This window comes from Nostoc piscinale CENA21 (assembly GCF_001298445.1).
Lineage (GTDB): Bacteria > Cyanobacteriota > Cyanobacteriia > Cyanobacteriales > Nostocaceae > Nostoc_B > Nostoc_B piscinale_A.
Map to the genome: position 1 here is coordinate 2,773,970 of NZ_CP012036.1, position 25,381 is coordinate 2,799,350.

Annotated in this window: 3 protein-coding genes; all 3 read left to right on the forward strand. The window is 41.9% G+C overall.

The window, feature by feature from the left end; all coding sequences use genetic code 11:
* The first annotated feature begins 275 nt into the window (after positions 1-275).
* From ACX27_RS12170 to ACX27_RS12180, 3 genes are read left to right on the forward strand one after another with little or no spacing between them, the layout of a single operon-like run.
* On the forward strand, positions 276-10,988 hold the full coding sequence (locus ACX27_RS12170; protein WP_083468726.1) for a type I polyketide synthase: 10,713 nt from the start codon (positions 276-278) through the stop codon (positions 10,986-10,988).
* Positions 10,985-20,902 (forward strand): non-ribosomal peptide synthetase, encoded by a 9,918-nt coding sequence (locus ACX27_RS12175; protein ID WP_062292562.1) that lies wholly within the window; start codon positions 10,985-10,987, stop codon positions 20,900-20,902. The genes ACX27_RS12170 and ACX27_RS12175 overlap by 4 nt, the downstream gene beginning before the upstream one ends.
* Complete coding sequence (locus ACX27_RS12180) at positions 20,899-25,128, forward strand: type I polyketide synthase (RefSeq protein ID WP_062292565.1); 4,230 nt, start codon at positions 20,899-20,901, stop codon at positions 25,126-25,128. Before ACX27_RS12175 ends, ACX27_RS12180 begins: the two co-directional genes overlap by 4 nt.
* Positions 25,129-25,381 lie beyond the last annotated feature (253 nt).

The window sequence follows — 25,381 nt, forward strand, 5'->3', positions numbered from 1 at the left end:
TTAGAAAAAACTGACAGTAAGTAATTATCTTTTGAAGATTTGAAATATTTTAATTGTCTTAACTGTCCACTTTACTATCTTAAGTGTCTTAAGTGTCTTAACTGTCCACTTAGCTATTCACTTAAGTGTCTTAACTTCTATTGCATTTTTTCTATAAAACTGAGATTATTTATCTACTGAAATAATTGCAAAAAATTATAAGTGAAAATTTTAGTTATTATGACTATTAAATTTTAATTTTTGAATAGCCAAAAATAAAAAGGATATAGAACCTTATGCAGTTAAACGAACGTAACCAATTTCTAGTCAATTCAAGTAATAAAAATTTTACATATAGGGAAGTAGAAGTTGCTATCCGGTCGAGTTTGACTGTAGATGATTGCGTAGTAATAGAGAGAGAGGCAGAAAACCAAAAACCAGAGTTAGTTGCTTATGTTGTTTCATCAGGTTTGTTAGTACCAGAACAATTATTGTCTTACCTACAAACAGTTCTACCTAACGAATTGATACCTACAGAAATTGTGCCAGTATCAGCATTACCGCTAACTGCATTAGGACAGATAGATGAAACTGCTCTAAGTCATTTTGAGATTAGGGATAATGATTTATTGCAGCGATGGTCAGAGCAAATCCAATTAGTACCTGAAGTTGAGAAAGTAGCAGTAGTAATTCAAGAAGATTTAAAACAGCAGCAATCCTTACGTTTATCAGACTTACTCAATGATTGGAAAACTCTAACAAGCGAAGCAGATCATACTTCAAGTAAATCTAAATCTTCTCGCTCAAATAACAATCGTAATTCATCTGATGACAAACTAGCTATCAATTATGGTGGAGAACTCAAGCGAGAAAAGAACGCGCCAAACATTCTTGGCGAAGCACTACAGAAGACTGCTCTAAAATTTCCAAATAAAGAATTAATTTATATTCAACCTGATGGCTCTGAGATTAGTCAATCTTATAATAATTTACTATTAGATGCTCAAAAAATATTAGCTGGTTTAAGAAAGCTAGGTTTAAAACCGCTAGACAAAGTAATATTTCAAATTGATCAAAGTCAAGATTTCATTCCCGCTTTTTGGGGTTGTATACTAGGCGGTTTTATTCCCGTACCAGTTTCTATTGCGCCTGCCTATGAGCAGGTTAATAGTGCTGTTAATAAATTGCATAATGCTTGGCAAATGCTAGAACAACCTCTTGTTCTGACAAGCTCGAAGTTACTGCAAAGCCTTCGGGGATTACCAGCACTTCTAAATATAGAACAGTGGAAAGTAGAGACAGTAGATAATTTACGCCAAAACCAACCAGATAGCAATATTCATCAAAGTCAGGAAGATGATTTAGCACTACTATTACTCACTTCAGGTAGTACTGGTTTTCCTAAGGGTGTGATGTTAACTCATCGCAACCTCTTAAGTATGACGGCTGGCACAGCCCAAATGAACAAGTTCTCCAGTGATGACATTGTTTTGAACTGGATGCCATTAGAACACGTGGGTGCAATAGTATTTTTAGGACTAATGGCAGTTGATTTAGGTTGCAAGCAAGTCCATGTATCTACAGAGTACATTCTGCAAAATCCTATCCGCTGGTTGGAATTAATTGAGCGTCACAAAGCCTCTATTTCTTGGGCCCCAAACTTCGCTTTTTCCTTACTCAATGAACGTGCTAGTGAAATAAATCAACGCTCATGGGATTTATCTTCCATGCGCTTTTTAGTGAACGCTGGAGAGCAAATCGTACCGAAAACAGCACGTACTTTTCTGAAACTCTTTCAACCACATGGTTTACCACCTAATGCCATTCATCCAGCTTTTGGCATGTCTGAAACTTGCTCAGGAATAACTTGGTCTGATGGTTTTTCTTTAGAAACGTCATCAGATGAGATGTCATTTGTAGAACTTGGGCCACCAATTCCAGGAGCATCAATTCGCATCACTAACGAAAATAATCAAGTCGTTCCTGAAGGTACGATTGGGAAATTTCAAGTTAAAGGACTTTCTGTCACCTCTGGTTACTACAAAAATCTAGAGCGCAACCGCGAAGCCTTTACTGAAGATGGGTGGTTTAATACTGGAGATATCGGCTATTTACAGTCAGGACGCATCGTACTGACTGGCAGAGATAAAGATGACATTATTATCAATGGCATCAACTATTACAGTCACGAAATTGAGTCAGTAGTTGAAGAAGTTGAGGGTGTAGAAATATCTTATACGGCTGCTTGTGCCGTACAATTTTCTGATAGTAACGCAGATCAATTAGCAATCTTTTTTAATTCTGCTATTTCTGAGCAGAGCTTGTTAAAAGAAATCATCAAAAAGATTCGCGGCGCAGTTGTTAAAAATATTGGCGTTAATCCGAATTATATTATTCCTGTAAACAAGGAGATGATTCCCAAAACTGCTATTGGCAAGATTCAACGCGCCCAATTAAGCAAAATGTTTGTGGCGGGTGAATTCGATAGTATTATTCAACAGTTAGGTATTAATTTAGAAAATCCCAACTTACTACCAGATTGGTTTTATCGTAAAACATGGCGGCGAAAACTCCCTGTCAGCCAAAAGTCTGCAATTAATGGTAACTTCTTAGTATTTCTCGACCAGTTAGGATTAGGGGAATATTTGTGTGCAGAACTTCAACAGCAGGGGCTACCGTGGGTTGGTGTGGAAGCAGGAGGAGACTTTAGGCAAATAAGTAATAATCGCTATCAAATTGCGCCAAATAATCTCGAACATTATCAGCGTTTGCTATCTGCTTTGTCCGCTAACAGCTTTCAAATCGATAGAATTTTGCACCTATGGACTTATGACAGTTGTATTAATGAAGTTGACAGTTTAGAGTTCTTGGAACAGGCTCAAATTTATGGTGCTTTTAGTCTACTATCCTTAATTAAAGCGTTAGCTAATATTCAGAAATTTCAAAATTCTATTGAGTTATTAGTAGTTTCTAATTATACGCAGCTAGTATCATCTGCTGACGAGATTGCTTATGAGAAATCGCCACTGCTTGGGTTAGTGAAAGTCATCGGGCAGGAAATACCAGGATTAACTAGTCGTCATTTAGACTTAACAGTAGATGAAACTGCGGTAAATACAGAGTGTATTTTACAAGAATTGCGTATCTTATCAAAAGAACAAGAAGTGGCTTATCGCCAAGGAAAGCGTTGGATTACTCGATTAGAGAAAATAGATTTTAGCTCCCAACAAAAGCAAGATTTTGCTTTTAAACCAGGTGGAATGTATTTAATTAGCGGCGGTCTTGGGGGTGTTGGTGTTGAAATTGCTAAGTATTTGCTGAAGCATTACAAAACTAGGCTGCTGTTGGTTGGTAGGACTGAACTACCCGAAAGAAGTACATGGAACAACTATACAGGACAGTCTGATGCCATATCTCAAAAAATCGCGGCTTATCAAGAACTAGAACAGCTAGGTGGCGAAATCATCTATGAGGCTGTGGATGTCTGCGATAAGCAGCGTTTGCAACAGGTAGTTGAGCTGGCTAAGTCTAGTTGGGGGTGTCAATTAGATGGGGTGTTGCATCTAGCAGGAACTTATCAAGAGCGCAGTCTCATCGAAGAAACTCACGAAAGCTGGTCAGCAGCCTTACGCTCAAAAGTTGGGGGAGCTTGGGTACTGAATCAACTACTACTAGATCATCCCCAAGCAGTTTTCATCAGCTTTTCTTCGGTAAGTAGTTTCATGGGAGGCGCTGCTGTAGGCACATTTGTCGCAGCTAATCGGTTTCTAGAGAGTTTTGCATACTATCAGCGCACTCAGGGGTCGAACAGCTATTGCTTTAGCTGGAGTCTGTGGGATGGTATCGGCATTAGCCAGGATTCTCAAAGAAGCAAGTTAGCTCAAAAAGCGGGTTACTATGCCATGTCTGCACGACAAGGACTGTATTCTTTGCTCGTCGGTTTACATCATAATCAAGCGCAATTGTTAGTGGGATTAGATGCTAGTAACAGATATATCCGCCGTTATGTAGAAGATATTTACCCTCTCGAAAAACTAACGGCTTATTTTACTGCTAGTAATTCCTCGGTTGGGGAGCAATTGTCTAAATTAGTGGTGCGCGATCGCTTCGGCACACCCAGTAGTTGTAATTTTGTACAATTACAACAAATGCCGCTAACTAAGACAGGCACTATTGATTTAGATAAGCTTGCTAGAGGCGAGTTACACCAAAAAGCCGACCAAGCACAACCAGTATCAGACATTGAACGTCAAGTAGCACAGATTTGGCAAGAAGTCTTGGGTATTGAAGAAATCGGCATTCATGATAACTTCTTCGAGCTTGGAGGACATTCGCTACTGTTGGTACAGGCTCAGAGTAAATTGCAGGAGTTCTTTGGCGTTCCAGTATCCATTGTGGATATGTTTAAATATCCCAGCATCAGCACCTTAGCGAACTTCTTAAGCCAAGGGCAAACAGAATCGCCTGCTGTAGTGCAAGGTCAAAAACGCTCGAAGGTTCGGAGTTCTCGCCATTCTGTCGGCAACGCAGATGTCGCTGTCATTGGGATGTCCTGTCGTTTCCCTGGTGCAAATAATATTGATGAATTTTGGCAAAATTTATGCAATGGTGTGGAATCGATATCGTTTTTCAGCGATGAAGAAATTATCGCCGCAGGTGTAGATCCGGTGCTGGTGAAAAATCCGAACTACGTCAAAGCCAAACCAATATTAGCGGATGTGGAATCTTTTGATGCTGATTTCTTCGGCTACAGCACTAAAGAAGCAGAATTACTAGACCCGCAACAGCGGCTTTTACTCGAATGTGCCTGGGAAAGCTTAGAAACTGCTGGTTATAATCCTGTAACCTATGATGGTGCGATCGGGATTTATGCCGGCGCGGTGATGAACACTTATTTATTGAATAATGTTTATCCCAACCGCCATCAGCTTGATATTAACGATAATCTGCAAGTAGCAACCACCGATTCTATGGGTGGTTTGCAGATGATGGTGGCTAATGATAAAGATTATTTAACCACACGGATTTCTTATAAACTCAACTTGACTGGGCCGAGTGTGAATGTGCAAACCGCTTGCTCTACATCTTTGGTAGCAATTCACATGGCTTGTGCTAGTTTACTGAGTGGTGAAAGTGACATGGCTTTAGCTGGTGGGGTTTCTGTAAATGCACCCCAAAAGGTTGGCCATTTGTATCAAGAGGGCATGATTGTCACACCAGATGGTCATTGTCGGGCTTTTGATGCGAAAGCGCAGGGGACGATTTTTGGTAGTGGTGTGGGGCTTGTGGTTTTGAAGCGGTTAGAGGATGCGATCGCAGATGGCGATAACATCTATGCTGTTGTCAAAGGTTCCGCCGTGAATAATGACGGTGGTACAAAAGTTGGCTACATGGCTCCTAATGGAGATGGTCAAGCAGCCGTAGTCACAGAAGCAATGGCGATCGCTGGAATTGAGGCAGACACCATCAGCTACGTAGAAGCACACGGAACTGGTACACCTTTAGGAGATCCGATTGAAATTGGCGGACTAACTCAAGCATTTCGCGCTAGTACGCAGTCAAAAAACTTTTGTGCTGTTGGTTCAGTCAAAACCAATGTTGGCCATCTTCAGATAGCCTCTGGTGTGGTGGGTTTTATCAAAACAGTCTTGTCACTGTACCATAAGAAAATTCCACCAAGCCTGCACTTTGAACAACCCAATCCCCAATTAGATTTACCTAATACGCCTTTTTACGTTAATACTACGTTGAAAGATTGGCAGAGCGAAGGATATCCCCGTCGTGCTGGGGTGAATTCTTTAGGAATTGGTGGTACTAATTGCCATGTGATTTTGGAAGAAGCACCCTCTGGAAAGAGCAGGGGAGCAGGGGAGCAGGGGAGCAGGGGAGCAAGGGAGTGTCCTTTCCACTTGCTTACGCTTTCAGCAAAAACTCTGAGGGCTTTAGATGAATTGCGACATCGGTATCGGGAATTTTTGATATCGAATTCTGGAGTATCTATTGCAGATGTATGCCATACAGCGAATACAGGCCGGGAGCATTTTAACCACCGCCTGGCTGTTGTGGCTGACTCTAGGGAGGAGTTGGTAGAGAAACTGGCTAATTTGACATCTTCTCAGAGTGTCCAGTCTCATAACAAGCCAGCCCAAATAGCTTTTTTGTTTACTGGTCAAGGCTCCCAGTACATCAACATGGGTCGTCATCTCTACGACACCCAACCGATATTCCGCCAAACTTTAGAGCAGTGCGATGAAATTCTCCGCCCCTATCTGGAGCATTCTCTATTAGAGGTACTGTATCCTAGACAAGCTTTTGAGCATTTACTGAATCAAACTGCATATACTCAACCTGCCTTATTTGCGATTGAGTATGCCTTGTATCAACTATGGAAATCCTGGGGAATTGAGCCAGATGTCGTCATGGGGCATAGCGTTGGTGAGTATGTAGCGGCAACTGTAGCTGGTGTTTTTAGCCTGGAAGATGGACTAAAACTCATTGCCCATCGGGGACGGTTGATGCAGCAGTTACCATCTGGGGGTGAAATGGTTTCCCTGATGGCTAGTGAGGCGAAGGTGAAAGAAGTTATTGCAACCTATAATCAACGAGTAGCAATAGCAGCCATTAATGGCCCAGAAAGTGTAGTAATTTCTGGAACTAGGGAAGATATCGCCGTTGTTTGTCAGCAACTAGAAGCAGAGAAAATCAAAACCAAGCGTTTGCAAGTATCTCATGCTTTCCATTCGCCATTGATGACCCCGATGTTGGCTGAGTTTGAAGCAATAGCTAATCAAGTTATCTATAATCAGCCCCAAATTCAGTTAGTATCTAATGTTACTGGAGAATTGGCAGGCGATCGCATCACAACGCCGCAATACTGGGTGAACCATATCCGTCAAACAGTGCGGTTTGCTGATAGTATGCAAACATTACATACTCTTGGATATGGAGTATTCTTAGAAATCGGGCCGAAACCAGTTTTACTGGGCATGGGTCGTCAATGTTTGCCAGATGGTAAAGGGTTATGGCTACCTTCTTTACGTGAAGGCATACCAGAATGGCAACAATTACTCTCTAGTTTAGGTGAGTTATACGTAGCCGGAGCCAAAGTTAATTGGTTAGGACTGGAGCAAGATTATCCTCGCCGCAAAGTAGCACTACCAACCTATCCATTTCAAAGACAACGCTATTGGCTTGAACATACTCCACAACGGCATCAACAGCTACAACCAGCAAAACTGCATCCATTACTAGACAAAAAGCTCCAGTTGCCCTTAAGCAAGGAAATCTTGTTTGAAACTGAATTTAGTATTCAAACCTTACCGTTTTTAGCAGAGCATCAAGTTTATAACCAAGTTATCGTACCTGGAGCCTGTCATCTCTCCTTACTATTGGGTGCAGCAGAGTTGACTTTTGGCAGTGAGTCATCTCTGTTAGAAAATATTGTTTTCCCGCAAGCGTTGGCTATCTCCAAAGATAAAGCACGGACAGTGCAGTTAGTATTGTCTTTTGAGGAGAGTAGCGCATCTTTCCAACTGATTAGCTTTGATATAGGTGCAAATGGTAATACTCAGGTGAGTGAGTGGCTAGTTCATGCCACAGGTAAAATTTCCTCTGGCGTTAACACTGCACCAGAAACTATCTCTCTCCAACAGATACAGAAACGCTGTACTCAACAAATAGATTCAAAAGAAATTTATCAAAGTTGGCAAAAGCGACATATTCAATTAGGCGCAAGCTTCCAATGGCTTGATTCTATCTGGCGTGGAGAAGGAGAAGCCTTAGCACAACTCAAATGGCTTTCGACAATAGATAGCTTAGAGGAGTATCAATTATATCCAGGTCTTTTGGACTCATGCTTGCAACTGACCAGCCTTTTCTTCCCGGATGATGATACTTTTGTACCCTTCGCAATTGAGAGTTTTCAGTTTTACCAACGTCCTCAAAGTCAGCAGCTATGGTGTCATGCAGTACAAAGACAGTTAGAAAATTCCCATTCTGACAAGTTAATAACGGATATTAGACTGTTTGATACTTATGGAAAGTTAATTGCAGACATCAAAGGTTTAGAAGCCAAAAAAGCGACTCGCCAGTTGTTGCTGCATTCTCTGGAGCAAGATGTTGCAGATTGGTTATATGAAATTGAATGGCAAGCGGTGGAAAAAAGTCAATCTTTTGCCGTCCCTAGTGGTAGTTGGCTGATTTTGGCTGACCCAGAAGGACTAGGGCAACAACTGGCTAACCAATTGCAACAACAAGGAGCCGATTATATCCTAGTGTCTGCTGGTATTAGCTATCAGAAAATTGACCAGCAACATTATCAAATCGATCCTAGTTTCCCAGATCACTGGCAAAAATTAATCAGTGCCGTCAGCCAGCATGGAATAAGCAATATTATCCATCTGTGGAGTTACCAAGAGCAGTCGCAAAACTCCCTTGCAGCGTTAGAACAAGAACAACTTCTCAATTGCGGTAGTGTTTTACACCTAGTGCAAGCCAACTTCCCAACACCTCCTCGGCTATGGTTGGTGACTCGTGGTACTCAAGCGGTAGATAGCACATCGCTACAGCCAGTTCAACTGAGTGGGGCGGCATTATGGGGATTAGGTCGAGTCATTGCCCTAGAGCATCCGGAATTACAATGTGTGCGCTTAGATTTAGCTGCTGATGAGGACAATCTGCAATCGCTGTGGTCAGAAATTTGCTCTCCAGATGCAGAAGACCAAATAGCCATTCGTCACGGCAAACGATATGTAGCGCGACTGACGCGGCGCAAAGCCATTTCTGATAAGGACAAACAAATTGCGATCGCACCGCATCAACCTGTGCAATTAAAGCTATCTGAGTATGGTGTCTTAGATAATCTCTCGTTAGCAGCAATGACTCGTCGCCCACCGCAAAGCAACGAGGTGGAAATTCAAGTGCAAGCTAGTGCAGTCAATTTCCGGGATGTCCTGAATGCTTTGGGAATGCTGAAAGATTATTATGCCGAAAACATGGGCATTACCCAAGCGAGTGAGTTGACTTTTGGCTTTGAGTGTGCTGGAAATATCGTGGCTGTGGGAGAGAATGTTGACCATCTCAAAGTCGGGGATGCAGTTGTGGCATGGGTGACAACTCACGATGCCTTCAGCAGTTTTGTCACCTTACCAGCAACGACTGTAGAGAAAAAGCCCACCAACTTAAGTTTTCAGGAAGCGACGACTATACCTTTAGCATTTTTAACAGCCCACTACGGGTTGCACCATCTAGCAAAAATCCAACCAGGAGAACGAGTCTTAATTCATGCGGCGGCTGGTGGTGTGGGTTTGGCAGCAGTGCAGATAGCCCTAAGTGCTGGTGCAGAGGTATATGCGACTGCTTCGGTTAACAAGTGGGAATTTCTCAAATCAATGGGAGTCAAGCATATCATGAACTCCCGCAGCTTGGAGTTTGCTGATGAGGTGATGAGTCTGACACAGGGACAAGGCGTAGACGTTGTTCTCAATAGCTTGAATGGTGAATTTATCAACAAAAGCATACAAGTGCTGGCTCATGAGGGAAGATTTGTCGAAATCGGCAAAATTGGCATCTGGGATGAGAGCCAAGTCAAAGCCCTAAGAGATGATATTTCATATTTTGCTTTTGATTTAGGGGAAGTTCACCATCAGCATCCTGCTTTAATTTCCCCGATGTTGCAGCACCTAATAGAACAATTCCAAACAGGTACTCTCAAGCCTTTACCTCAAACAGTATTCCCCTTAGAACAAGTAGTAGATGCTTTCCGTTATATGGCAGCAGCCAAGCACATCGGTAAAGTAGTAGTATCAATGCCGCAAATCACTACATCAGCTAATGAAGGGCAATTATCTATACAACCAGACGCGAGTTATTTAATTACTGGTGGATTAGGTGCATTGGGTTTAGAGATAGCCCAGTGGTTGGTAGAAAAAGGCGCGCGACACTTGGTATTAATTGGGCGAAGTGGGGTATCTGTTGTTGCAAAACAAAGAATATCCAGCTTTGAAAAATCAGGTGCAAAAGTTCTGGTATTACAAGCGGATGTTTCTCAACCTCATCAAGTGGCTGAAGTTCTAGAAAAAATCCACTCAGAGCTACCGTCACTCAAGGGAATTATACATACAGCAGGAGTACTAGATGATGGAGTATTGCAGCAGCAATCCTTAGAACGCTTTGGGCGAGTGATGGCTCCCAAAGTGGCAGGTGCATGGAATCTCCATACTTTCACCCAACATCTACCACTAGACTTTTTTGTCTGTTTCTCGTCGATGAGTTCGCTGATTGGCTCTCCAGGACAAGGCAACTATGCAGCCGCCAATGCTTTTATGGATACTTTATGCCATTATCGCCAAGCTTTGGGTTTGCCTGGAATAAGTATTAACTGGGGGCCTTGGTCACAAGTGGGTATGACAGCTAACTTAGATAGCCGAAATCAAAATCGCATACAGATGAGTGGTATTGGTACAATTGCGCCGCAACAGGGATTAACTGTGCTAGAGCAATTGTTGAACCAATCTTCTGCTCAAGTAGCAGTAATACCCTTCAACTGGTCGGAATTTTTGAGTAAATCGAGTTTTGGTTCGCCGTTCTTTGCTAACTTTAGCTACACCTTAGCCAAGAAAGTTGAACAATCTGATTTTCGTACTCGATTAGAAAAGGCTAATGCAAGCGATCGCCAATCATTTTTAATTGAGCATATTTCCTCACAAGTCGCTAAAGTGCTAGGGCGTAATCTCTCAAACCGAGATATGGAACTAGGGTTTTTTGAACTAGGGATGGATTCTCTGACTGCTGTTGAATTGCGAAACCGTCTGCAAAACTCTTTAAAATGCTCTGTTCCTGCAAATTTAGCTTTTGATTATCCTACGGTTGCCAAGTTGGCTAATTATTTGGCATTACAAATTTTTCCTCTAGATGTTGATCAAGAATTTGCTTCTAGCCAGAGCAAAGATAGTGAGCAATTTCAGTTAGTGAATCTGGAAAACAGCGATTGGGTGGAGTTAGAACTATGAGCTTGGTTGAATTTTTACAAGACCTTTCTTTTAAAGGGGTTAAGTTAGGGCATGAAGGAGAAAAATTGCGTATTGGTGGTTCTAAGTCGCTGTTAACTCCTGATATAGTTGCTCAACTACAGCAGCACAAAACTGAGATTTTAGGGTTACTACGCGATCGCCCAGATATTTTAAATACTTATCCTCTTTCCTACGGTCAACAAGCTCTGTGGTTTTTATGGCAATTAGCACCTGAAAGTCCAGCTTACAATATGGCGTTTACTTGTCGTATCTGTTCGCAGGTAAATGTCACGACTTTGCAAAAAACCTTTCAACTCCTGATTGACCGCCATCCCCAGTTGCGTACCACCTTTTATAAGCAAGGGAATCAAGTTGTTCAACAGATTCATCCAAGTCAGCTACCAGATTTTCAACAAATAAATGTCTCCAGTTGGAGCGAGCAGGAACTTGAGCAAAGAGTTATTCGGGAATATAAGCAACCCTTCGACCTCGAAAATGGGCCAGTAATCCGGGTACGTTTATTCACTTCTTCACCACAGGAACACATCCTGTTGATGTCGATACACCATATTGCTTTTGATGGTTGGTCGATGGCATCACTGCTGGAAGAATTAATCACAAGCTATCCTGCACTAGAGTCAGGGAATCAGCCATCTCTAACTCCTCTTAAGCACTCTTACATTGATTTCATTCGTTGGCAAAAAGAATTATTAAACACTGCCCAAGGAGAAAAGCTCTGGAACTACTGGCAGCAACAACTAGCAGGGGAATTACCTGTACTTAATCTGCCAACAGACCGGCCACGACCACCCATCCAAACCTATAACGGTGCTTCCCATCACTTTAGCCTCTCCCCAGACCTTAGCGAAAAACTCAAAAAATTAGCTCAAAAAGAAGGCGTTACCCTATATATCCTGCTTCTAGCGTCATATCAGGTTCTCCTGTATCGTTATACAGGGCAAGAGGATATTCTAGTTGGTGTTCCTACTTCGGGTAGAACTCAGACAGAATTTGCGTCAATTGTCGGCTACTTTGTCGGTCTAGTTGTTACAAAGGCAAATCTTTCAGAAAATCCCAGTTTTAGGGACTTTCTGGTTCAAATTCGTCACACACTATCACAAGCACTGGCACATCAAGATTTTCCCTTTGCTTTACTGGTAGAACGATTGCAGCCACAGCGCGATTCCAGTCGCTCTCCAATTTTTCAAACTGTATTCAACTTTATTCTCCAAAATTTGGGGCAGTTTGAGCATGCACAAAAACTTTTGTTAAAAGGTGGAGTAGATAAAGAAGGATTTATCCTCGAACCTTTTGAAATTCCTCAGATGCAGGGTCAGTTCGATCTAAATTTGACACTTTCAGAAGGAAGTTCTTCTTTAACTGGGATTTTGCAGTACAACGCTGACCTTTTTGATGCCAGCACAATTACCCGAATGGTAGGGCATTTTGTAACGTTACTTGAAGGGATTGTGGCAAATCCACAACAGCCAATTTCCCAATTGCCTCTATTGACACAATCTGAGCAACAGCAGTTATTAGTAGAGTGGAACAACACTCAAGCAGATTATTCTCAGGATAAGTGTATCCATCAGCTGTTTGAGGCGCAGGTAGAGCATACACCCGATGCTGTGGCAGTTGTGTATGAAAATCAACAACTGACTTACCAAGAGTTAAATACTCGCGCTAACCAGTTAGCGCATTACTTACGCTCATTGGGTGTAAAATCAGATACTTTAGTTGGGTTGTGTGTAGAGCGATCGCTCTTAACAATCGTGGGGATACTGGGCATTCTCAAAGCGGGTGGTGCTTACGTGCCACTTGACAGTGAGTATCCCCAAGACCGCTTGAGCTTTATGTTAGAAGATGCTCAAGTTTCTGTGCTACTTACCCAACAAGGATTACTCAACAAACTGCCAGAACATAGCGCAAAGCTTGTTTGCATAGACAGCGATCGCTCGACAATAGCGCAACATAGCAATAAAAACCCAGAAAATACCGCAACACCGGATAATTTAGCTTATGTTATCTACACTTCTGGTTCCACAGGTAAACCCAAAGGCGTTTTAGTCAATCACGCTAATGTAACTCGTCTATTTGCAGCTACAGACGCTTGGTATAACTTCAATTCTGATGATGTGTGGACAATGTTCCACTCTTATGCTTTCGATTTCTCTGTGTGGGAAATTTGGGGTGCATTGCTGTATGGTGGACGGCTGGTAGTAGTGCCGTATTTAGTGACGCGATCGCCCGAATCTTTCTACAATTTATTGTGTCAAGAAAAAGTCACAGTTCTCAATCAAACACCATCAGCATTCCGCCAGTTAATTCAAGCCGAAAGTGCGATCGCCACTGCTGCCCCTTCATTGAACTTACGTTTAGTAATTTTCGGTGGAGAAGCCTTAGAACTCAAGAGTTTACAACCTTGGTTTGAGCGACATGGCGACACCTCACCTCAATTAGTGAATATGTACGGGATTACAGAAACCACCGTACACGTTACCTATCGCCCATTGAGCAAAGCCGATTTGCAAAGTACGGCAAGTGTAATAGGTCACCCAATACCCGACTTACAAGTATATGTACTAGATGAATATTTACAGCCAGTACCCATAGGCGTTACGGGTGAAATGTATGTTGGTGGAGAAGGGGTAGCACGTGGTTATTTGAATCGTTCCGAATTGACACAACAACGGTTTATTTCTCATCCTTTTAGCAATAACCCTCAAGCACGACTATACAAAACAGGTGACTTGGCTCGGTATTTAGCCAATGGCGAGTTAGAGTATTTAGGACGCATCGATAATCAAGTAAAAATTCGCGGTTTCCGGATTGAGTTGGGCGAAATTGAGGCATTACTGGCTTCTCACCCAGGCATTTGGGAAAGCGTGGTCATAGTCCGAGAAGATGAACCGGGCGACAAACGTTTAGTAGCTTACGTAGTGCCGCAGACCGAACAATCTCCTACAGTCCCAGAACTGCGTCAGTTTATTAAGGCAGAACTGCCAGAGTACATGATTCCCAGTGCTTTTGTGTTGCTGGAATCCTTACCTCTCACCTCTAACGGCAAAATAGACCGCCGCGCTCTACCAAAACCAGAGTTAGACAGCACGCTGTTAGAAAAATATGTTGCACCACGTACTCCAACTGAAGAAATACTGGCACAAATTTGGGCGCAAGTGCTGAAAGTAGAGCGTGTAGGCATTCATGATAATTTCTTTGAACTTGGAGGACACTCTCTACTAGCAACCCAACTGCTTTCACGTATTCGTACCAACTTTAAAGTAGAACTAGCATTACGTGAGTTATTTGCCGCATCGACAGTAGCCCAATTAGCACAATCAATTGGGCAGTTACAACAACAAGGTTTAGAACTAACTTACCCGCCCATTTTAAGGCGGACAATGGATACAAAATTGCCACTGTCTTATGCACAACAGCGTTTGTGGTTTTTAGACCAATTTGAACCGAATAGCCCCTTTTACAACATTCCTATGGCTTTGCGGCTAGTGGGAAATTTGAATCAAGCAGCCCTAAAACAAAGCTTACAAGAAATAATTGCTCGCCACGAAGCATTACGTACTAACTTTATTACAGTTGATGGCAAACCTTCTCAAGTTATTCAAACAGAAATTATTTGGACAGTTTCAGTTGTTGATTTGCGGCATTTATCGACAACAGAACAAGAAATTACTAGCCAACAATTGGTGCAACAACAAATTACTCAACCTTTCGATTTAGCCAAAGAATCGTTAATTAGAGCGACATTAGTAGTGCTGAATGAGACAGAACAGGTTTTGTTAGTGTGTATGCACCATGTTGTCTCTGATGGTTGGTCAATGGGTGTGTTTGTCTCGGAATTAGTAGCACTATATAACGCCTATTCTCAAGGTCAGCAGTCAACCTTAGCACCATTGTCAATTCAGTATGCAGATTTCGCTATTTGGCAGAGACAGTGGATGCAAGGGGAAGTATTACAAAGGCAATTAAATTACTGGCAACAACAACTAAAAGATGCACCAGCTTTATTGTCGCTCCCCACAGACCGACCCAGACCACCTGTGCAGACTTACAACGGCACACATCAAGAATTTGCACTGTCTGTTGAACTAACTAATCAGCTGACAAAACTCAGCCAAGAACAAGGGGTAACTTTGTTCATGACGCTGTTGGCTGCCTTTGATACCCTGCTTTATCGCTATACAGGGCAGGAAGACATACTGGTGGGTTCGCCCATTGCTAACCGCGATCGCTCAGAGATAGAAGGGTTAATTGGCTTTTTTGTCAATACCTTAGTCATGCGTACCAACTTAACAGGTAATCCCAGTTTTAGTGAATTACTTGGTCGTGTCCGAGAAATAGCAATGGAGGCATACACTCATCAAGACTTACCGTTTGAAATGTTGGTGGAAGCATTGCAGCCAGAACGCAATCTCAGTTATACACCACTGTTTCAGGTAATGTTTGTTCTCCAGAATGCGCCCACATCTGAATTAGAACTAACTGGGTTGACCGTAAATCGATTGCCAATCAGAGGCACAACTTCCAGGTTTGATTTAACTTTATCGATGGAATACACTCCTACTGGATTAGCAGGGTGGTGGGAGTACAACACAGACTTGTTTGATGCTAGTACCATCGATCACATGACAAGTCATTTTGTCACATTACTGGAAGGTATTACTGCTAATCCAAAACAACGCATTTCTCAAATGCCACTGCTAACAGCAGGTGAGCAACAGCAGTTATTAGTGGAGTGGAACGATACTTTTGTAGATTATCCACTACATAAGTCCATCCATCAGTTATTTGAAGAGCAAGTGGAACTGACACCCGATGCAGTAGCGGTGGAGTTTGGAAATCAACAACTTACTTACAAGCAATTAAACTACCGCGCTAACTCTTTGGCACACTACTTACGCTCATTAGGCGTAAAACCAGATACCTTAGTTGGTCTATGTGTCGAACGTTCTTTAGAAATGGTCATCGGACTGCTGGGGATTCTCAAAGCTGGTGGAGCATATGTACCACTTGATCCAGAATATCCGAGCGATCGCTTGAGCTTTATTTTAGATGATACTCAAGTTAAAGTTTTACTGACTCAACAGCGACTTATTGACAGACTGCCCCCAAATCAGGCAAAACTTGTTTATTTAGATACTGACGCTGAAGATATTTCTCTGTGCTGCACAGAGAACATAATTTCTGGCGTACAACCCAATAACTTAGTCTATATAATTTACACTTCCGGTTCCACAGGACAACCTAAGGGTATAGCCATGAGTCAGCTTGCCCTTTGCAATCATATCTTGTGGCATCGGGACAATCTCAAAATTGCTCGTGACGCAAAAACCCTGCAATTTGCTTCGGTTAGCTTTGATGTCTCCTTCCAGGAAATCTTCACTACCTGGTGTTCTGGCGGTACATTGTTTTTAATTACAGAAGAATTACGCCGTGATGCTTTAGGACTGTTAGGTTTTCTGCAAGAGAAACAAATTCAGAGAATGTTTCTCCCTGTTGTTGGCTTACAGCAACTAGCAGAAGTTGCCTTGGGGAATGACATAGTTAATACTGGTTTGCGGGAAATTATTACTTCTGGAGAACAGTTGCAAATTACGCCAGCGATATCTGGCTGGTTGAGTAAACTAACTGATATTACTCTACACAATCAGTATGGGCCATCAGAAAGCCATTTAGCCACCAGTTATACCCTACCTGACTTCATAGACACTTGGCCGCTACTACCTTCCATTGGGCGACCTATTTCTAACACCCAAATCTACATCCTCGATAAATATCTACAGCCTGTACCTGTGGGTGTTCAAGGAGAAGTGTACATTGCAGGTGCGCTTTTAGCCCAAGGTTACTTTAACCGTCCTGAGTTAACACAAGAGAAATTTATTCCAAATCCTTTTGAGAAGGCAGGAGGCAGGAGGCAGGAGGCAGGAGGGAGTAGATTATATAAAACGGGGGATTTAGCGCGTTATTTACCTGACGGGAAGCTTGAATCTTTAGGACGTATTGATAATCAAGTCAAAATTCGGGGTTTCCGCATTGAGTTGGGCGAAGTTGAAGCGGTACTGGGTCAACTAAGTGATATACAAGCGTCTTGTGCGGTTGTCCGTGAGGATACACCGGGCGATAAACGCCTAATCGCTTATATTGTGCCGCAACCAGAGCAGACAATCTCTATTAGCGAAGTACGTAACTTCCTTAAGGAAAAGTTACCAGAGTATATGGTTCCAAGTGCAATAGTTATCTTGGAGACTCTACCGCTTTCTCCTAACAGGAAACTAGACCGCCGCGCTTTACCTGCACCTGATTTACACAACCAATTATCGGATCGGTATGTCGCCCCACGTAACCCAATTGAGGAAATTGTGTCAGTAATTTGGGCGCAAGTGCTGAAAGTTGAGCCAGTTGGTATTCACGATAATTTCTTTGAACTTGGCGGACATTCTCTACTAGCAACGCAACTAGTTTCCCGCGTGCGTAGTAGCTTGAATATAGAATTACCCTTGCGGAGCGTATTTGCTGCGCCAACGGTTGCTGAATTATCCCAACACATTCAACAGTTGCAGCAACAGGATCTAACAACATCAGCCATCTTACCAAGAACAAAAGATGCAGAGTTACCACTGTCTTATGCTCAACAGCGTTTGTGGTTTTTAGACAAGTTAAATCCCAATAGTCCCTTCTATAACTTACTTGTTGCTTTGCGTCTAGTTGGAACTTTCAATCAAACTGCCTTAGAACACAGCTTACAAGAAATTATTTATCGTCACGAAGCATTACGCACTAACTTCATTACAGTTGATGGACAACCTTCTCAAGTGATTAGGGAACAGGGGTTAGTATCAGTATCAATTGTTGATTTGCAGCATCTACCGACAAGCGAAAAAGAAATCGCTTTGCAGCAATTAGCGCAACAACAAGGGCAACAACCTTTTAACCTAGTAGATGAATCATTAATCAGGACAACATTAGTACGGTTGTCCGAGAGAGAATACGCCTTGTTAGTGTTTATACATCACATTGTCTTTGATGGTTGGTCAATGGGTGTGTTTGTCCAAGAATTAATGGCACTATACAATGCTTATTCTCAAGGTCAGCCGTCACCTTTAACGCCATTGCCGATTCAGTATGCAGATTTTGCAATTTGGCAAAGACAGTGGTTACAAGCAGATGTATTACAAAAGCAACTAAATTACTGGCAAGAGCAACTAAAAGATGCACCAGCCTTGTTATCCCTACCGACAGACCGACCAAGACCGCCTGTGCAAACTTTCGTGGGCGCATATCAAAAGTTTCTAATTTCAGATGGGTTAACTGATGGGTTGACAAAACTGAGCCAAGAGCAAGGTTGTACTCTGTTTATGACGCTGTTGGCAGCATTCGATACCCTGCTTTATCGCTACTCAGGGCAAGAAGATATTTTGGTGGGTTCACCAATTGCTAACCGCGATCGCTCGGAGATAGAAGGGTTAATTGGCTTTTTTGTCAACACCCTAGTCATGCGTACCAACTTGGCAAACAATCCCAGTTTTTTGCAGTTGTTGAATCACGTTCGAGAAGTAGCTTTGGGAGCATACTCTCATCAGAATTTGCCGTTTGAAATGTTGGTGGAAGCATTACAACCAGAACGGAATCTCAGCCATACGCCTCTGTTTCAGGTGGTGTTCAACCTTCAGAATTCACCAGTACAGGAATTAGAGCTTGCTGGGTTAACTGTTAGTTCATTGCCAGTAGAAAGTACAACTACAAAGGTTGATTTGGCTTTATCGATGGAAAACACTACCCAAGGATTGTTGGGTGTGTGGGAGTACAATACTGACTTGTTTGATGCCAGCACAATTGAAAGAATGACTGGTCATTTTGTAACATTGCTGGAAGCAATTGTCACCAATCCTCAAGAGCGAATTTCCCAATTACCCCTGCTGACAGCAGTTGAGCAGCAGCAGTTATTGGTTGATTGGAATAATACATGGCTGGACTACCCTGAAAATAAGTGTATCCATCAATTATTTGAGGAACAGGTTGAGCGTACACCGGATGCTGTGGCAGTGGTGTTTGAGAATCAACAACTCACCTACCAACAGTTGAATTGTCGTGCTAACTCTTTAGCTCATTACTTGCGCTCATTCGGTGTAAAACCAGATACGCTGATAGGTATTTGTGTAGAGCGTTCTTTAGATATGGTAGTGGGACTACTGGGCATTCTCAAGGCTGGTGGTGCATATCTGCCACTTGACCCTGAGTATCCACCTGAACGCCTGAGCTTCATGTTAAAAGATGCTCAAGTTTCGCTACTGTTAACTCAGCAGCGACTCGTTGATAAACTTCCTCCAAATCAAGCAAAAGTTGTTTGTTTAGATGCAGTTTGGTCACAAATTGCCCAAAACAATCAAGATAACCCAGACAGTGGAGTTAGAGCTTTTCATCTGGCTAATGTGATTTACACTTCAGGCTCAACAGGTAGACCGAAAGGTGTGATGGTTGAGCATAAAGGACTATGCAACTTAGCTCAAGCTCAAATTCAAACGTTTGGCTTGACTTGGGATAGTCGCGTTCTTCAGTTTGCCTCCTTCAGTTTTGATGCTTCTATTTGGGAAATCGTCATGGCTTTTGGCTCAGGTGGAACGCTGTATCTGGGAACCAAAGACTCTCTATTGCCAGGAAAGCCATTAATTGAGCGATTACGTGATTATGCAATTACTCATGTCACCCTACCACCATCGGCACTAGCAGTTATGCCCGTGGATGAACTGCCAGCATTGCAAACAATCATTGTTGCCGGAGAAGCTTGTCCTGCGGAATTAATCAAGCAATGGTCTGTGGGCAGAAACTTCTTTAACGCCTACGGGCCGACAGAAGCGACTGTCTGTGCAACGATCGCCAAATGCACCCCAGAAGATGAGAAAATATCGATTGGAAAAGCGATCGCCAATACACAAGTTTACATCCTAGACCAAAATTTACAACCAGTACCCGTCGGTGTGCCAGGAGAGTTGCACATCGGTGGAGTCGGGTTAGCCAGAGGCTACCTCAACCGTCCCGAATTAACTCAGGAAAAATTCATTCCTAACCCCTTTGAAAGAGGCAGGGGGCAGGGAGCAGGGAGCAGGGGGACACATCAGCACTCAGCACTCGGCACTCAGCACTCAGCACTTTTATATAAAACTGGAGATTTGGCGCGTTATTTACCAGATGGCAATATTGAATATTTGGGACGAATTGATAACCAAGTAAAAATACGCGGTTTCCGCATTGAATTGGCAGAAATAGAAAACTTATTGGGACAGCATGGTGATGTACAAAACTGTTGTGTCATTGCTCATGAAGGAACCCCAGGTAATAAGCGTTTAATTGCCTATGTAGCGCCACAAAAAGATGTCACACTCACAACCGAAGAACTCCGTCAATTCTTGGCTAATCAATTGCCTGGTTATATGGTTCCAGCCGCTTTTGTCATACTAGAGTTCTTACCTTTGACACCTAACGGTAAAGTAGACCGTCGCGCTCTGCCTAACCCAGATTTACACCAAGAATCATTAGATTATGTAATGCCAAATACAGAAGTAGAAAGAATTATTGCTGGCATTTGGCAAAAAGCATTAGCTCTAGAAAATGTAGGAATTTACAATAATTTCTTTGAGTTTGGAGGTCATTCATTACTCCTAGTAAAAATCAATCAACAACTACAAAAAGAATTGGGTTTTGAACTATCAATAGTTGATATGTTTAACTACCCAACTATCCATAGCCTCAGCCAATATTTAGCTAGTAAAACCCAAAAAGAAAAAACTATTAAGGAAAACAATTATCGAACTCAAGCCCAGAGTGAAATTAAAGCTATCAGAAAACAGCAATTACAATCCAGACAACAATATCGCTCTCAGAAAAAAGGTGGAAGATGACAAATATAGTGCATGAAAATAACGAATTTAATAATTCTGAAATAGCAATAATTGCTGTTGCTGGTAGATTTCCTGGCGCAAAAGATATTGAATCATTTTGGCACAATCTACGAGAAGGTGTAGAGTCTATCTCTTGGCTGACAGATGAAGAATTAATCAACTCTAGTGTTTCTGTTGATTTACTAAGTAATCCGAGTTATGTAAAAGCAAGCGGTGTTCTAGAAGATATTGAATTGTTTGATGCAAATTTCTTTGCTTATAGTGCCAAAGAAGCTGAGTTAATAGATCCACAACAACGCCTATTTTTAGAATTAGCTTGGGAAGCTGTCGAAAAAGCTGGTTATGACCCGCAAACCTACAATGGTTTAATTGGGGTTTATGGTGGTGTGGGGATGAACAGGTATTTTCTCAACAATATCTATTCTCATCATCAATTACTAGGAACGTTTGACCCCGTACAGCTAGGAATATCCAACGATAAAGATTTTTTACCGACAAGAGTTGCATATAAACTCGATTTGACTGGCCCCGCAGTCAACGTGCAAACAGCCTGTTCTACTTCTTTGGTTGCTGTTCATGTAGCGTGTCAAAGTCTTTTAAATGGTGAATGTGACATAGCTTTAGCAGGTGGTGTGACTCTGTGTATTCCTCAAAAAATAGGTTATTTGCATCAAGAGGGAATGATTCTGTCTCCTGATGGACACTGCCGTACTTTTGATGCTAAGGCACAAGGAACGATCGCAGGTAGCGGTGCTGGTATTGTGGTATTAAAAAGATTACAGGATGCAATCAGCGATCGCGACCACATCCATGCAATCATTAAAGGTTCAGCCATTAATAACGATGGTGCAACAAAAGTCGGCTACACTGCTCCTAGTGTTAGCGGACAAGCCGCAGTCATTGGTGAAGCTCAAGCTATAGCTGGTGTAGATGCCGAAACAATTTCCTACATCGAAGCTCATGGTACAGCGACACCTTTAGGAGACCCGATAGAAATTGCCGCTTTAACTCAAGCTTTTAATCAAACCACCGATAAAAAAGGTTTTTGTGCCATCGGTTCAGTCAAAACCAACTTCGGACATTTGGATACAGCCGCAGGTGTGGCAGGTTTAATTAAGACGGTGTTAGCACTGCAACATAAAATGCTGCCTCCTAGCTTGCACTTCGAGACACCTAACCCCAAAATTGATTTTGCTAACAGTCCTTTTTATGTCAACACAACTCTAAAGGAATGGAAAACAGATAACACTCCTCGCCGTGCTGGCGTTAGTTCCTTTGGGATGGGGGGGACGAATGCTCATGTGATTTTAGAAGAAGCACCAAGTCAAGTCAAAAGTCAAAAGTCAAAAGTCAAAAGAGAATATTTGTTGTGTCTGTCGGCTAAGACTACAAGTGCGCTGGAGAAGGCGACGGCTAATTTAATCACACATTTAAAAGAGCATTCAGAACTTGATTTAGGCGATGTAGCTTATACCCTTAATAGTGGTCGCAGGGGTTTTAATTATCGACGGATGTTAGTTTGCCGTGACTTAGAAGATGCTGTCAAGGGTCTAGAGTCAAAACAAGTATTTACCAACTATACAGAGATTACAGAACGACCTGTTGTTTTCATGTTTCCCGGTCAAGGTTCTCAGTACGTCAACATGGCGCGGGAAATTTATGAAACTGAGGCAGTATTTAAAGAACAAGTTGATTATTGTTCAGAATTCCTTCAACCCTTACTAGGATTAGATTTACGTCATATTATTTATTCTAGTGATGAAAAGATTGATGAAGCGTCAAAGCAACTTCAACAAACTGCGATCGCCCAACCTGCTATTTTTGTAATTGAGTATGCCTTAGCTAAATTATGGCAGTCTTGGGGAGTGGAAGCGCAAGCTGCGATCGGTCATAGTATTGGCGAGTATGTAACCGCAACTTTAGCAGAAGTTTTCTCTTTAGAAGATGCCTTATCTCTAGTAGCAGCACGCGGACAGCTAATGCAGCAACTCCCCACAGGTGCAATGCTTTCGGTTCCCCTCTCCGCAGACAAAATACAACCTCTGTTAGGACAAGAACTTTCTGTTGCAGCAATTAATCAACCATCACAATGCGTAGTTTCCGGTTCCATAGCAGCAATAGATACACTACAAAATCAGCTTGCGGCTCAAGGAATTGAATCTCGTCGTCTGCATACTTCCCATGCCTTCCATTCGCAAATGATGGAACCAATCTTAGAGGCATTTACAGAGCAAGTTGAAAAAGTTACTTTAAATCCGCCAAAACTGCCTTATATTTCCAACCTAACTGGTACTTGGATTACAACTACCCAAGCCACAAATCCTGAATACTACACTCAACATCTACGTTCTACAGTGCTGTTTGCTTCTGGTATTGAGAAGTTATTAGCAAAACCAGAGCAAGTCTTACTAGAATTAGGCCCAGGACATACATTAGCTACATTAGTTAAAAGACATCCAGACAAACCACCTGCACAAACTGTCTTAACCTCAGTACGTCATCCTCAAGAAAAGCAATCCGATATTCATGTTTTATGCAATACATTTGGTCAACTCTGGTTGGCTGGTGTCAAAGTAGATTGGTTTGGATTTTATAGTCAGGATGAGTATTATCATATTCCCTTACCGACTTATCCCTTTGAACGTCAACGTTATTGGATCGATCCGCCACAAAAAACAGCTTGGGAAAATTCGCAAATACCTGCGACATCACAACTGTGGAACCTGCTTACACAAGCAGGTCAAAAGCAAGCGAGTGTTAGAAATGCAGAACTCGACGAGTTAACCTATCAGGAAAATAGACAGTGGTTAGATGGTTTATGTACAGCTTACATTAACTCTGCATTCCAACAATTAGGGGCTTTTAGTAATTCTCAAGACAAGTATGCTTTAGAGAATTTATTGGAGAAATATCATATTTCTCCCCGCTATGAGCAATTGTTTTCTAGATGGTTACAAATATTAGTCGAACAAAAACAACTACAACAACAAGAAGGATTATTTACTGGACTAGTACCATGTTCCCAAAATTATATTCATGAACATTTAGAACAAGTTAGAACAAGGTTTGCTGGTTCATCTTTAATAGATTTAGATTTAATCCAAAGTTGTGGTGAAAATTTAGCGACTATTATTACTGGTGAACAAGAACCATTAGAGATTTTCAATGAACTGGTTTACCAAAAAGAAAACAAACCTTCATATTCAGAATCTGCTTTAATTACTTACTACAACTCTATTGTGTGTTCCAGCTTGGAGCAGCTAATCAAATCATTACCATCATCTGTTCAACTGAGAGTTTTGGAAATCGGCGCGGGTACTGGTGTCACTACACAAGCATTATTACCTGTATTGCCACCTCAACAAACCAGCTATACTTTTACGGATATTGGTAGTGGTTTCCTAACTCAAGCGCAAGAGAAATTTAAAGACTATCCATTTGTTGAATATCGCTTACTAGACATAGACAAGTCGCCAACCGAACAAGGTTTTGAAAAGTACAGCTTTGATATCATCATCGCTACTAATGTTTTGCACGCCACTCGGAATATAGATCAAACTTTCCATCATGTACGCTCTTTGTTAGCTCCTGGCGGCTTCCTTTTAATGTGGGAAATAACTCAGCCGAAAATCGACTTTGATATTAGTTGGGGTCTGCTTTTAAAACCATTAGATGATAAAAGACGTAGCCCAGGTCAGCCTTTTATTATCTTAGACCAGTGGTTTGAAGCATTACGAGAGCAAGATTTTGTACAAGTTGCTGCTTTTCCTGAAACTGAAGCAATTGAACATCAGGTTATTATGGCTGTTGCTTCTGCATCAACCGCATTTAGTACAAAATCTGGGCAGAAAGAATCAGAAATTCTATTACAAATAAAGCCAGAAACTTTTGAGTCAGAAAAATTATCAGCAAACTATTCAAGACCCAATTTACCTAATTCTTATGTAGCTCCTCGTGATGCAACTGAGCAGAAAATTGCTGGTATCTGGCAAGAATTATTAGGAGTAAAAGAGGTAGGCATCCATGATAACTTTTTTGAATTAGGAGGAGATTCTTTAATAGCTGTGCAAGTACTATCCCGATTAAGAAATGCTTTTTCTATTAAATTAACTGTTGCCAGTTTGTTTGAATCTCCCACAATAGCTGAAATTACATCCAAGCTACAAGAACAACTCCAACTAGATACCAACTTAAGTACGAATGAGCGAGAAGAAATTGCAATTTAGATAAATTTCTCCTCAATCCCTGTTGTGACAAGTTCAGTTTGTCTTTGGTAAAGCGATCGCCGCAGGCTTGAACTCCAACTTTTTACTCCCACACGGAGAGGGACAAAAATATTCTGAGTTTTTAACTAAAAATTTAGGATTTTCAAGTCTCTCTCTTACTCTTCTGCGCTCTTTTTAAGAAGGTTAGGGGATATAAGCGGGTATTTTAATAGCAGTTGAGTAGTTCAGGCGCAGAACCTAGTGCCGGACAAGT